This is a genomic window from Moorena sp. SIO3A2 (assembly GCF_010672265.1).
Classification (GTDB): Bacteria; Cyanobacteriota; Cyanobacteriia; order Cyanobacteriales; family Coleofasciculaceae; genus Moorena; species Moorena producens.
This window is the reverse complement of sequence record NZ_JAAHHC010000026.1, coordinates 52,970-66,147: the sequence shown is the minus strand read 5'-3', so window position 1 is coordinate 66,147 and position 13,178 is coordinate 52,970. Positions and strand designations below refer to the sequence as shown.

Below are 13,178 nucleotides of genomic sequence, written 5' to 3'. Positions count from 1 at the left end.
TGCTCAACAAAATCTATCACAGACTACCCCTAAGCAGAGCTTTTTTTTTACTAAACTTAATATTTACTAAACTTACTTAATAAATTACTAGTAGATAAATTAGCAGTATCCTGAATATATTCCCGATACCGAGAGCCACTCCAGGTTTTTCCTTGATGTCTTTACTGTCTGCCTAGTTGACGTTTAGGTTTTTATCCTGTATCTTGTTTTTCTTATTTCTGAGTTTCCGGTTTTTTGAGTAGGTCTTTTGATGGCGGTTTTGATGAGATTTTGCGATCTAACTCTGCTACTTACAGGCAGTTTCTCTATTTCTTGTTTCAGTTCTTCTCTTGTTCCTTGCTGCTGAGCTATAGCCTTGGCTGCAGTCATGAGCATTTCTACCACTTCCTCCTTCGGCAACTGGTTGAATCTTTCTGGATCTAGTTCGATCGGCTTTTATTTGGTCACGATTGCAATCCTATACCTTTGTTTCGCTTTTGTCAATACCCCACACCCTTAATCCTTACTTTAGTCGGGGAATCAAAAACGACTCGGCGGTTAAAAACACCGTGAAAAGTTCCATTTTCCAACATGTCTTTTATTTGCTACACTTTTATCAGTAGAGTAAAGCGATAAAACTTTGATGTTGATCTAGGAAATAAAAATTCAGGATACTGCAGATAATTGCAGAAAATTTAATGAAGTTTACCTATAATAATATTGGCCTATAGCAATCCGTGTAGGAATTGAGATAATTTTGATGCGATATTCCCTACTCCCTACTCCCTACTCCCAGATCCGCTGTTCCCTTTGCTATATAAAAGCATTATTAAAGCATGGATATACGGTAAAGAAAAAAAACGAAATGATGCCTGAAATTATGGCGTTGCTGAATTAAGGAATGAATGCGCGATCATATGGTTTTGTTAAAGCCCCCTAAATCCCCCAAGCGAGCAATCCCTCGCTTGGGGGACGCAAGAAAGTTTTGTTCCCCCCAAGCGAGCAATCCCTCGCTTGGGGGGCTAGGGCGTGTCTTCAAACTCGGAGATCCCCCTAAATCCCCCTTAAAAAAGGGGGACTTTGAGTATCGCTCCCCCCTTCCGCGCGGGGGGCTGGGGGGGATCATAATCTTGCGGAAAACTTTGAAAACATGCCCTAGGGGGGCGAAACCATACCCAGAATCAGCAACGCCGAAATTATTGCCAAAGATTAGCTGATAATTCGTAAGCATATGCCCTAGGCGCACGCTACTTGAGGTGCATTCAGTCGTCAGCTGTCAGCCGTTGGCCTTGGGCTTTGGCCACGGTACGGGAATGGCCATGCTATGGGAATGGCCAACGGCTGAATGCTTACAATTAGATCAGCCAACTCGACGAAAGGGAAAGACTCACAGTGACGTGGGAATCCCCCGGCACGAGGATTGTTCCCCCCGGGGGAGGATGCCAATCGAAACCATACCCTAAAATGAGAGAGTTTTCCTATTTCATCAGTAAATTGGCGATATTGTTAATCTTTGTTAATTTTTAATAATTTTTATGGTGAGATCCCCAAGGGATGTTACTATCCGGTGTTTATGTATAAAAATTGTTAACGTGGATTAATGGGTGGAGAGATTTGGTGAGCCACTTAAGTCTAGAGCAAGAGGAGCAACTCCAGAAAATAGGGACTTATCTCAGCCAACTCAGGCAGGAGAAATCTATACCTATTGAGGAAGTCGCTGACACAACCTTTATTCGATTGCATATATTGCAAGCCCTTGAAGCAGGGCAATCCGAGCCCTTGCCCGAGCCAGTTTACATTCAAGGCTTCATTCGTCGCTATGCAGAGTTTCTCGGTCTAGATGGTCCAGGGATAGCCAAAACGTTTCCAGTTAATTCTGGATTATCCTTGAAAACCGAGGAAACCGAGGAAACCGAGAAAACCGAGGAAAGCGAGCCTGGTCAGTTAGTCTTGTATACAGGTACCCCCTCACAACAGAAATCTCAGACTCTAACCTCTGCTCAAAAGATTCCTAGGATTGTAGCCAAAAGCAAGACTGTCAAGACTGTAGCCAAAAGCTTACAACCCTATTATCCTTACATCATAATAGTAAGCTTGATCAGTGTTGCTGGTGGACTAATTTATCTACTCAACACCGTGTTCACCTATCTCACTAATCGACAGATCGAAAACTCATCCGTTGCTCAGGAGCAGACAACCCCAGATAAACCAGAACAACCAGCACCAGCCCCTAAACCCGAACCTAAACCACCCCCCAAACCTAAACCTTCCCCATCTAATCCATTAATTAAAGTAAGCTTGAGTATTACAGAGCAATCTTGGGTACGAGTGGTAGTTGATGGCAAAATCGAGTTGGAAGAAACCTTACCCAAGGGATATCAGAAAACCTGGATTGCTAAACAAAAACTGACTGTGAGGTCAGGGAATGCCGGAGGTGTCTTGTACACTGTGGATCAACAGCAAGCAAAATCCCTCGGGAAACGTGGTGCTGTGGTACAGAGGAGTTTTAGCTTAGCTGCTCAGTAGATCAGTGGCAGTAGCTTGTAGGGTGGGCAAAAACAGTTTGGTTTAAATGAGTATTCATGATTAGATTACTTTGCCCACCCTACTGGAATTGGGATTTTTTTTCTAATCATTCAGTAGCTTGTCGGGTGGGCAAAAACCCTTTGGTTATTTTGAGTATTCACGATTAGATTACTTTGCCCACCCTACTGGAATTGGGATTTTTTTTTCATATCATTACCGATTGATGAACCATTATAAAATGGTAATATCAATCACTAGATCGTTAAAGTCGCGATCGCTTAGCGGCTCTGTTAGAGCATCGCTTTCTTCACTATCATTACCACTTAAATCTTCAAAAGCGAATGTGAATGTGTTGTCACTCCCATTTCCAAGTTCAAGGATGTGGCTCATGCCATCACTGTTAGCAGCTGTGAAAGCAAAGAATATGTCAGCATCACCATTTTGAACATCATCCAATTCCCCATCTGTAACTAAGTAGGGAGCTAAGATAGAGCCTCCAGGAAGTGTAACATCAAAATTCACCGTGGTCAAGTTTTCGTCTACCTTGAAATCAACCACGCTGGCATCAATGGCAGCTTCTGCATAACCCTCTTGGCCAGGAGTAAGAGATTGACCCGTGATCGAATCAATTATCGTTCCTTGTTGATCAGCAATTACATAAAAGCCAATTAAATTGTCATAGTCCGCCTCTCTAGTCACAGTTGCTGTAGCTTGTCCCGACAAGCCGGTTAAATCTAGCAGTCCATCAGATGAGGGATTGTTATCGGAGCTGATTACGAAGGCATTGTCTGGAATTGTAGTAATTTCGGTGTTGAGCTTGATAATGTCAGCAAACGTCACTTCCTTTATGGCTGCAATTTCCTCTTGGGTAAAGAAACCGCCATCCTCAATCGGTCTCTCGAACCAGAAGCGGTCAGAATCCCGTATCCGCTCGTATTGCTCCCATAGCATTGCTTGAATAGTTTCTCCCGCACTCGATGGAGCAACAGGATCTTCTGCAAACAGCCCAATCAATAAGTCGATATCTTCCACAGTCTGGTAGAGGTTTTCGAGAGTATTTGCCAACTCTGCATTTGAAGTAATTTCCGCAAAAGTCGTTACCCGTGGTAGACCGAGACTTGCTCGCACTTGGTTATAGTCAGCCAAGCCATGATCCCGTCCCCGTTGCTGATTAGCAGAGTAAAGGTCAAATCCGATCGCTCCTGGTACTAAAGCGTTGCGCAGGTCAAAAACTATATCAGTATCAACATCTTCAGTAATTGTTTGACTCGCACCGCGCAAGATATTATCTATATCGCTACTATCATTAATATTGGGTGAACCAAATGTTCTTAATAATTGCAAACTGGTGAGATTACCATCAGCATCAATAGTGTCTATACGGTTATTAGTTTGGGTATGACCAACACGAAGACCAGCAGCGGCGAATTCACTAGTGATTTCTGGGGTTTGATCAGAGTTATAGCTGCTGTAGTCAGTGATCACATCACCCACCATCAGGGGGAGCCACTCGTACAGGACAATAGTTTGATATTGGGCAATATTAATCTGGCGAGAGCGTTGATATATCTGCTCATCTGTCCAGTCAGGATGAAACCTAGAAAGTTCTTGGGCAAGGCGGTTATGATTACGCATCCAGAGGGTATGCTGGGATGCCAAACTATCGTTCTCGTTAACCCGTGTATCCCCCGCTAGAAAACCCACATCCATAAAAGCGCCTTTACCACTGATTAGTTCTCCATCAGCACCTGTGATGTTAAGGGGTAACAAGTCGTCATTAGTGGCAACTGTTTCATCCGAGAAGACGTTGAGCTGACCTTCTGAAAAAGCACGAATTGCTTGATATTCTTCTTCAGTAGACCCATAAACTACAGAAAGATCAAGCCAAGAGGTAACAGTATTAATGGCTTTTCCTGGGCTCCCAGACTCCCCAGTACCGCTGAAAAACGCATCCCGTTCAAAGTCAAACTCCAAGCCACCATCTGCCTGTGTAGAAATTTCTTGAGTGGGAGGAGTGTTTGGTGGAAAATTCGGGTCATCGGCTGGAATGTCAATGGGGAAATTGAGCAATTCTAACCGGTTCTGGTTCTCTTCTTTTGACCCATTTGCTGCTAAATCAGTGTCGTGGTTGACGAACTGACCAAAAGCCCAAATGAAAGCGCTTAAGCCATTACCATTGGGATCAGACTCTCCTTCCTCTAGGTTAGAGGTGGCATTACTGATCACTCGGGTACTAGGGCGATCTGGTGGGTTAAGCAACACAAAGGGCGCATCAGATACATTGCTTAAGCCCTCTGTATTGGATATGACATTCAATCCCAATCCATTTAATCGGTCTGCTTCGGCTTGGGTAAATATCGGAATGGGTTGGCGCGTAACGGTATTGCCATCTATACCGATCAGAGCATTGCCTTCTGCATCAAATGCGATACCCGCCGGTGACTGGATTCCGTCTTCATACTCAATTGGAGACAAACGCAGCAACGGGGTATTAGGGATACCCAAAGAGACTTGGTCTAAATTATTCCTACTGCCGTCGATCAGGCGAATGGTAATCCCTTCATCGTTTACAACTAATGTGCTGTCGGCAAATGGGTCTCGTTGAAGAACACTGTTGAGATTTGTCATAACAAATGGTTAAATAAACCTAAGGCTTATCTATAAGAGTTCCCAACCATCAGGAAAAAATCCTAGAGGTTAAGTTAAATTAGGTTTTTTTTTTACAGCTGACACCATAATATTGACCTGAAAATATTGCTGTTTTTAGGTAGTTTTATGGTTGACCTCTAGGGTTGACTGTGCTTAGCTTACAAACGTCACGAATAAAGAGCCTGTTACTTTTAGAGCTCCTGAAAGTTTAGACGATAGATTTTATAATTGCTAAATTATTGGATTTTTTTTTTATTTAAGATAGTTTTAGCCATAAACTGGAGCTTTTTAACAGGTTTTATTCGAACCCAATTTAATTTGCAATCAGAGGATTGTAAATACTTTTGTCTGCTCTATATCAAATCTTTAATTCTCTGATGAGATGTATTTGATACTTTTAAATTTTATACCTTTACCTTATAGGAGCCGGGATTAGGGAGCAGGGAACAGGGAGTAGGGAGCAGGGAGCAGGTAACAGGGGAAAAATCCTGTGTACTTCATGAATATGATAACCGCTATATAAGTCTCAAAATAATCAGCTTTTTAGGTGTAATGTTTATGATAATTTTTCGCCCATTTCAACGACCTTTGATTAACTAAAAAAAATTGAAACTCTTCTGCCTTCTGCCGTAAGCATTCAGCCGTCAGCTATCAGCTATCAGCTTATGCGCTACGCGCACGCTACTTGAAGTGCTAGCAGGCGCTTTAACTGGACGGACTCGGATCAGTACAACGACCAGGGATTTTCAACTAGCCTTACCAGCCCGTCAGCTTGTTTACTACCTCCCGTTGATTAGCTGACAGCTGAGGGCTGATAGCTGAATGCTTACCTTCTGCCTTCTGCCTTCTGCCTTGGATCCAATACATTTTACTTATTACCAGCGGATGTGGTATGATTACCTTTTTACTTAGATAAACTTAAAAAAAGATAAAGAGAAGGCTTCAATAAAATTTACAAAAATCCTAACTCAAGGGATGACTGAACTTGACGGCTTAAGTTGACTAAGGTCACTTGTTTAACTTGGCCGAATAGGTCAGACTGGTTTTCGGTGCATCTCAGTGGTGCAAAAACACTAAACTCCAATACTGAAACCCCTATTATCTCGTTAGTTGAGTGATCGATTTACAAAATATGGGAGCTAGCCAAATGAACTTTGGTGTTTCTACAGGTGCGACCCGTGGAACGGGCATCTTGCCGTGGAATGGGCATCTTGCATGAAACTGGCATCTTGCCAGTTTCATGCTTATTTTCGGGCGGGCAGGATGCCCACTCTACTTCTATTCATTCGAAGATTCAGCAACGCGGATTTTTAATCAGAGTAACTATCCGGAGATCAGATTAGACACAACGGGAGAGGAGATAACGTCACTTGTAGGGCGTTGCTCACCTAAGGAATGGTTTAATAAAAATCAAACCATGCAATGCCCTAATTGTCATAGCCACAAAACTCATAAATATGGTCATCACAATTGAGACATTATTTAGCCAGACTACATCGAATTTCTCTATGCTACTCTAAATCTGAAGAGATGTTGAAGTTATCAATTAGGCTTCTTATTTATTATTTAAAGTTTCATAAAATCCCCATTTTTGGTTAATCATTCCATTATTAAGCAACGCGGTGGCGAGTGTCAAACGCGCCCTATATTTCCATGAACTCTTGTAAAGTTTTGGGTTCTTCAGTACCTACTATGCTAAATTTACAGTTAAAAATCTCCGAAAATATTACTGTGTAAGGGTTATGAGGCTATTTAACCATCAATTTTTCTGAATAATGCCTCTTCCTCCTGCTCCCTGCTCCCTGCTCCCTGCTCCCTTTGGCAAAGTGTTAATTTAGCATAACAAGTACGGAAGAGCCAAGTTTTGTAAATCAGTTGCATAAGTTTGTAAATCAGTTGCATAAGTCTGATTGCTTGGACATAGAAGTAGATAGAAGTAACAAGCTTTGAGAAAAAAGGAGCAACTGATATGGCGACTATTCAAGGAAACAACGGAGATAACTCATTAATTGGTACTGCAAATAACGATATGATGTGGGGTTATGATGGTAACGACACTTTGTGGGGGCAAGATGGTAATGACCAGCTCATTGGTGGTAATGGTTCAGACCAATTAATTGGTGGTTTTGGTAACGACACTTTGTGGGGGGAAGATGGTAACGACACTTTGTGGGGGGAAAATGGTAATGACCAATTAATGGGTGGTTCTGGTAACGACACTTTGTGGGGGGAAGATGGTAACGACACGTTGTGGGGGGAAAATGGTAATGACCAGCTCATTGGTGGTAATGGTTCAGACCAATTAATTGGTGGTTCTGGTAACGACACTTTGTGGGGGGAAGATGGTAACGACACTTTATGGGGAGGATCTGGTAACGACACTTTGCAGGGACAAGATGGTAATGACCAGCTTATTGGTGATGGCGGTTTTAACGACTTGATTGGCGGTAGCGGTGCTGATCAATTTGTCTTATCAACAGAGGGATTTACCACGATTACAGACTTTGAAGACGGAATTGATCGCATACAAGTATCAAATCGGACGTTCAATGATCTGGGGTTCATACTAAGTGGTCTGCCAAACAGTTTAATAATTGTAGATAACATTACAGGTTTTGGTATTGGCTCACTGTTAAATGTGAGCCAAGGAGATATTACAGCAGCTGATTTCATAGCTTAACAGAAGCACTTGTCAATGGCGTCAGTCCTGTTAATTCCCAGGAAATTACAATGCCCCCTCGCCATAAGCTGTTTTGCATTTAAATTGCACAACAGCAAGGCAGAAGGCAGAAGGCAGAAGGCAGAAGGTAAAAGAGTTTCAGGTTTTTTTTCCTGATTTAATCAAGCGATGCAGTTGCTCATGGGGGAAACCCCCATGAGCAACTGCGTCAAGACAAGGTCGTTTAAATGAGCGACAGCTTATATAGCAATTTCTTACCAAAAACCATCAAGTGTTAGAACAAAACTAGGCAAAATTGGTTCTCCTAATAATTTATTAGGCTGCTCTAATACTACTTTAGGTTTCCCACACTGATAAATCTCCACTTGCTTGGCTAATCGGTTGAATAACCAACCCAATTTTACCCCATTATCTAAGTATTCCTGCATTTTTAGTTGGCCTGGTTTCAGGTTGTCGGTGGGAGACATTAATTCGATTACAAAATCTGGTGCTATGGGTGGAAATTTTTCCCGTTGTGCCAGTGTTAGAGCCTCCCATCTTTCCCGCTTAACCCACGCTACATCCGGTGAACGCTCAGCGCCGTTAGGTAAATGAAATCCTGTAGATGAATCAAACACTATTCCTAGTTGAGATTGTTCATTCCAGATTCCCAAACGAATCAGAAGATTAGCATTTCTTGCTCCTGTCTCTCCACCAGTTGGAGCGATAATTACCAAATCTCCTTCTACGGTTCGCTCTAGTTTCCAGTCGGGATTAGCACAACAAAGGTCGTAAAACTGTTGGGATGTTAGTCTGGCATTTTCTGGCATCCTCAAGATTGATTGTGTCATGAGCAAAGGGCACAGGAAATAGGGAACAGGGAATAGGGAAAAGGGAACAGGTAAGAGGGAGGCAAGAGGCAATAGGCATGCTAGCAATAGTGGCGTAGGGTGCGTTAGGGACGGGCTCACTCTCATTTTACGCCTGTTCGTCCCTGGTTGGTACAGCCCGTCCCGTAACGCACCACTCAGGGGCTCACTCTCATTTTACGCCTGTTCGTCCCTGGTTGGGACAGCCGGTCCCGTAACGCACCACTCAGGGGCTCACCCTCATTTTACTTAGATCTTGCACCAAGTTTAAAATTTACCTGTCAAGCTAGTAAACAGGGAACAGTGATAATATTTGACTATTTTAGTACTAAAATTGATTGTTATTACTGCCGTTATTAAGTTTTTTTTACTGGTGCAATATCTCTCTTTTAGGAGCAAATTATTCGGGTGCATCTCCTAAAAGCTGTTTGACACGGTGGTGCGTTACGGGGCTGGCTATCCAAAGCCTGGCTACGAGGACGAAAATGAGGCCCCCCTAACACACCCTACGCAACTTTTTTACAAATATGAGATGCACCAAATAATTCCAACAATATCGTAAAAAAAACTAGTTAAAAATTAGCGTTTGCGTAGCATCATTTTCAGAATATTGCTGTTTTTTATTAATCCTAAAAATTCCAAAAAAAAGTTTTTTAAACCCTTGACAATCATAATTATAATCATTACAATAATCATTAAATGACCACAATGAGTTCAATTATTAACTTATGCGATAAGGATTTACTAAAAACTTCAAAAAACAACCTGCTAAGCACACTTTGAAAGGGTCTCGGGAAGCAGTAATTTATAGTATGCAAACCATGTATGCCCTAGGGTATGCGGAGATTTGCGAATGGACTCCTCTGGAGCCGACTGAGGTTCCAGGCGAAGTGATAACTACACTAAACAAGTATTGGTTGTTGCCATAACACCTTGAATTTCTGGGGGGTTTTCCCCCCAGTCAAAGGTTCCGGTCTGCTTAAATAGGATCACATCAGGTTAGGTTTAGTAACTGAGTGACATAGCAGAAGTCAGAAGTCAGAAGTCAGAAGTCAAAAGTAAAACTCTTGCGCTTACTTAGCTTTGAGACTTTTGTAATGTCCTAACTGCCCTGTCTTGATGCAGTCGCTCATGGGGGAAACCCCCAAGACCGTAATGGTGCGCTTTCCGTTGGCGAATTAAATTCGCCACGGGTCGCACCTCTGCATCGCTGGCGACTGCTATATAACAATTTCAACGGACTTATTGTGGAGTTTAAATAGCCGTGGATAGTATTTCTACGGCTATTTTTTTGTAAGTATTCAGCTATCAGCTATCAGCTATCAGCTATCAGCTATCAGCGGTCAGCTATCAGCGGTCAGCTTAAGCGCTACGCGCACGCTACTTGAGGTGCTATCAGCTATCAGCTTATGCACTACGGGCACGCTGTCTTGATGCAGAGGTGCTTTTGAATAAAATAAGCTGACGGCTGACGGCTGACGGCTGACGGGCTGTTGATTCGATTGATTGAGAAACCCTATAGTCTTAAGAGACAAGCCGCTGGAAAAATCAAATATTCCAGGAAAAAGAGTTTCCAGATAAACTGATAAAAACTAGCGATCGCATTTTTATCCTCCAAGTCTACCTGGTAAGAGCGCCACCACATTACTGCTAATGCTACCAGATGGGTCCCTACCAAGAAGAGGATATTTACTGAACCGAGGAGCAGCACACTAGCTAGCACCATGGCGAGATAGCAAGCAGTAATTACTCCCCGTGCGATATTAAATACCGCCAATTTACCGAGGCGGATGGTAAAGGTAGTGATATTGAAAAGCTTATCCCCATCGATATCTGGGACATCTTTGAATATTGCGATCGCAACGGTAAAGACTAAGATAAACCAGGTCAATGCCCACACTGCTGCGGTGGGCATCATCACTTGTCCCTGTTGCAATGCCCAACTAAAGTGTAAAAACAGACCTACATTAACGATTGCTCCCCGTACTGAAAAAATACATAGCGCTGCCCAAAAGGGAAACCGCTTCAGCCGGATCGGTGGCAAGGAATAGCTTGTACCAATTGCCAAACTAATACTGACCATCAACAACAACCACGGTCCCAATAACCAAGCAAACAGTAGCGCTAGGATACCAGTTATCGCCACAATCCCCTGACCTTGTTGCAGAGAAAACTCCCCTGCAGCAATGGGAAGATGGGGTTTATTAATCTGGTCAATCTCCACATCGTGGACTTGATTTAGTCCTACGATATAGACATTACCGCACAAACAAGCAATCCAAGCTCCCAACAGTTGACCGAACCCTTGCCAAGTCCAACCACTGTTAGTCATGGACACGGCAATGGGATAGAGGGCAAAAATACTTAAACTCGTCCCAATAATCGTATGGGGACGAGAAAATTTCCAGAAACTGTACAGCCAAGCGGCTGGTTGCTCCAATAGATTAATCGAGGGAGGAGTAGATGTTTTAGAGGAAATCTGACTCATGGATCAGGTTAATGGTATTAGGGATTAAAGTTTAGGTTAATGGTTTTACTACTTAAACTTAGTGTAAGGGTTCTTAATACGTAAGCATTCAGCGGTCAGCGGTCAGCGGTCAGCCGTCAGCCGTCAGCTTATTTTATTCAAAAGCTGTTCGATGTAGCTTGGCCGTAGGCCAATGGCTGTTCGCGTAGCGTGCGCGTAGCGCATAAGCTGATAGCTAATGGCTGAATGCTGATAGCTGAATGCTGATAGCTGATAGCTTACCTAAATCCCTAATCCCTAAAGCTCTACACCTGTACCGGCGTCCGATAATCTCTTCTCTCCTCGAAATTCCCTGCTGGTTCTTCCTCAAGGTTGGTAATTAAACGAACCCCGCGCTTAAAGGTAAGGTAATGCCATGCCCACTGAATCATTACCAGCAACTTGTTATCAAACTCAATCAGGAAGAAGATGTGGATAAAAATCCAGGCCAGCCAAGCGGGGAAACCAGAGAACTTAACAAACCCCAAATCCACTACTGCGGCATTCCGTCCAATCACCGCTAAATTGCCATAATCCTGGTAATGGAAATCCGGTACTGTCTCCTCCTTAAGGCGCTTCTGAATCAGAGTAGATACATACTTGCCTTGTTGCATCGCCACTGGCGCAACTCCTGGTAGGGGCTTACCGGTTTGATGAGAGAAATTCGCCAAATCACCAATCACAAAAATATCCGGATGTCCGGCCAAGCTCATATCCGGTTGTACTATCACCCGTCCAGCCCGGTCTAGCTCGATACCAGTAGCGTTTGCTAGCGCCTTGCCCATGGCAGATGCTTTCATCCCTGCTGCCCACAGAACAGTTTTGGCGTTAATTTCCTCTACCTGCTCTCCTTGACGCATGGTAACTATATCATTATCAATATTAGTAACTAGAGTCTTTGTCTGTACTGTCACCCCTAACCGTTCCAAAGAATTTTGAGCTTTTACTGATAACTCCGGTGGGTAAGGAGGCAAAATCCGATCCATCCCTTCCAAGAGCAAAATCCTCGCTTCGGAGGTATCAATATCGCGGAAGTCATTTTTTAAGGTGTCGTAAGCCAACTCTGCCATAGCCCCGGCTAATTCCACTCCAGTTGGTCCGCCTCCTACCAACACAAAGGTCAACCAAGCGCGACGTTTCTCGGGGTCAGTTTCTTTTTCTGCTGCTTCAAAGGCAGAATAAATCCGACGTCTAATGTCTAGGGCATCTTCAATGGTTTTCAAACCAGGAGCGTCTTTTGCCCATTGATCATTACCGAAGTAGTGGTGGCTAACGCCAGTCGCCACGATCAAGGAGTCGTAAGATATTTCTTTGTCTGCTAGTTGAACGGTTTTCTGGTTCGGGTCAAGACCAATTACTTTCCCCATCAGCACTTGAGTATTTTTCTGGTGACTCAGGATTGCCCGCAGGGGTGAGGAAATATCACCAGCGGATAAGCCCCCGGTAGCCACTTGGTAGAGTAGGGGCTGGAACAAATGAAAGTTCCGTTTATCGATTAGAGTTACTTTCACTGGTGCCTTTCTCAGAGCCTGAGCAGCATAGAGTCCACCAAATCCGCCACCAATAATGACCACATGGTGAGGAGTAGTGGTCTTTGCTTCACTAACCATAGAACCAACCATAGAACTAACCATAGAATGTCTTACCTCTCCTGAATTTATTTACGATTGATTTTGTTTACGATTGATTACGAATAACGTCCCTGTCTTAACCGTAGACCTTTTGTAAAAGTCAGTTTTTAGGAGGTAACTAAACTATCGTAGTTATCACCCTGTTGTTGGCTATTTATGCAACAGATCTCGTCTTTCCCGAGGCTTCTTAATATAAGTTAACATTAAAAACTATTAAATGTGTCGTGAAAACCACCCAATTTCATAATATAATTATAAGTTTAATTTTTAATTAACATAAGAGCCCCAAAACAAGCTCAACCCGGATTGTCAATCCTAGGAATTGTCAGGGTTTGGTAACAGTTTGTTTTTATTCGAGT

Annotated in this window: 9 protein-coding genes and 1 pseudogene; 4 read left to right on the top strand and 6 right to left on the bottom strand. The window is 43.1% G+C overall.

The features are described 5' to 3' along the window. Positions 1-183: 183 nt before the first annotated feature. A complete protein-coding gene (locus tag F6K64_RS24825) occupies positions 184-369 on the bottom strand; it encodes a hypothetical protein (RefSeq protein WP_287250605.1) in 186 nt (61 codons plus the stop codon). 367 nt (positions 370-736) lie between these two features. Between F6K64_RS24825 and F6K64_RS24820 the strand changes: the two genes are divergently transcribed. Next, positions 737-877, top strand: coding sequence for a hypothetical protein (locus F6K64_RS24820; protein WP_287250603.1), 141 nt, complete (start codon positions 737-739; stop codon positions 875-877). A gap of 719 nt (positions 878-1,596) precedes the next feature. Next, positions 1,597-2,505, top strand: a complete 909-nt coding sequence (locus F6K64_RS24815) for a helix-turn-helix domain-containing protein (protein WP_008188798.1) — start codon at positions 1,597-1,599, stop codon at positions 2,503-2,505. A 231-nt stretch (positions 2,506-2,736) separates the two neighbouring features. Here the strand turns inward: F6K64_RS24815 and F6K64_RS24810 are convergent, their stop codons facing one another. After that, on the bottom strand, positions 2,737-5,133 hold the full coding sequence (locus tag F6K64_RS24810) for a peroxidase family protein (protein ID WP_287266612.1): 2,397 nt from the start codon (positions 5,131-5,133) through the stop codon (positions 2,737-2,739). A gap of 1,482 nt (positions 5,134-6,615) precedes the next feature. Between F6K64_RS24810 and F6K64_RS24805 the strand changes: the two are divergent. After that, positions 6,616-6,753: pseudogene (locus F6K64_RS24805) on the top strand (IS1 family transposase); the annotation flags it as partial. A gap of 153 nt (positions 6,754-6,906) precedes the next feature. Here F6K64_RS24805 and F6K64_RS24800 read toward each other — a convergent pair. Beyond that, the gene (locus F6K64_RS24800) at positions 6,907-7,056 is read right to left on the bottom strand and encodes a hypothetical protein (RefSeq protein ID WP_008188802.1); all 150 of its coding nucleotides are present in this window, start codon (positions 7,054-7,056) and stop codon (positions 6,907-6,909) included. A 67-nt stretch (positions 7,057-7,123) separates the two neighbouring features. Between F6K64_RS24800 and F6K64_RS24795 the strand changes: the two genes are divergently transcribed. Beyond that, positions 7,124-7,834 (top strand): calcium-binding protein, encoded by a 711-nt coding sequence (locus F6K64_RS24795; protein WP_008188803.1) that lies wholly within the window; start codon positions 7,124-7,126, stop codon positions 7,832-7,834. A 254-nt stretch (positions 7,835-8,088) separates the two neighbouring features. Here the strand turns inward: F6K64_RS24795 and F6K64_RS24790 are convergent, their stop codons facing one another. The 3 genes from F6K64_RS24790 to F6K64_RS24780 all read right to left on the bottom strand — a co-directional run bounded on the left by F6K64_RS24790 (position 8,089) and on the right by F6K64_RS24780 (position 12,798). Further along, entirely contained in the window at positions 8,089-8,664 is a 576-nt protein-coding gene (locus F6K64_RS24790) for a Uma2 family endonuclease (RefSeq protein ID WP_287266610.1), read from the bottom strand. Between the two features lie 1,534 nt (positions 8,665-10,198). Then, positions 10,199-11,170, bottom strand: a complete 972-nt coding sequence (locus F6K64_RS24785) for a homogentisate phytyltransferase (RefSeq protein WP_008188806.1) — start codon at positions 11,168-11,170, stop codon at positions 10,199-10,201. A gap of 284 nt (positions 11,171-11,454) precedes the next feature. Further along, positions 11,455-12,798, bottom strand: coding sequence for an NAD(P)/FAD-dependent oxidoreductase (locus F6K64_RS24780; RefSeq protein WP_502708068.1), 1,344 nt, complete (start codon positions 12,796-12,798; stop codon positions 11,455-11,457). Positions 12,799-13,178: the final 380 nt, after the last annotated feature.

What these genes read in the sequence shown, in the direction of transcription:
- F6K64_RS24825 (WP_287250605.1), bottom strand. Translation starts at nt 369, where the DNA reads ATGACTGCAGCCAAGGCTATAGCTCAGCAGCAAGGAACAAGAGAAGAA.
- F6K64_RS24810 (WP_287266612.1), bottom strand. Translation starts at nt 5,133, where the DNA reads ATGACAAATCTCAACAGTGTTCTTCAACGAGACCCATTTGCCGACAGC.
- F6K64_RS24800 (WP_008188802.1), bottom strand. Translation starts at nt 7,056, where the DNA reads ATGCAACTGATTTACAAACTTATGCAACTGATTTACAAAACTTGGCTC.
- F6K64_RS24795 (WP_008188803.1), top strand. Translation starts at nt 7,124, where the DNA reads ATGGCGACTATTCAAGGAAACAACGGAGATAACTCATTAATTGGTACT.
- F6K64_RS24790 (WP_287266610.1), bottom strand. Translation starts at nt 8,664, where the DNA reads ATGACACAATCAATCTTGAGGATGCCAGAAAATGCCAGACTAACATCC.
- F6K64_RS24785 (WP_008188806.1), bottom strand. Translation starts at nt 11,170, where the DNA reads ATGAGTCAGATTTCCTCTAAAACATCTACTCCTCCCTCGATTAATCTA.
- F6K64_RS24780 (WP_502708068.1), bottom strand. Translation starts at nt 12,798, where the DNA reads ATGGTTAGTGAAGCAAAGACCACTACTCCTCACCATGTGGTCATTATT.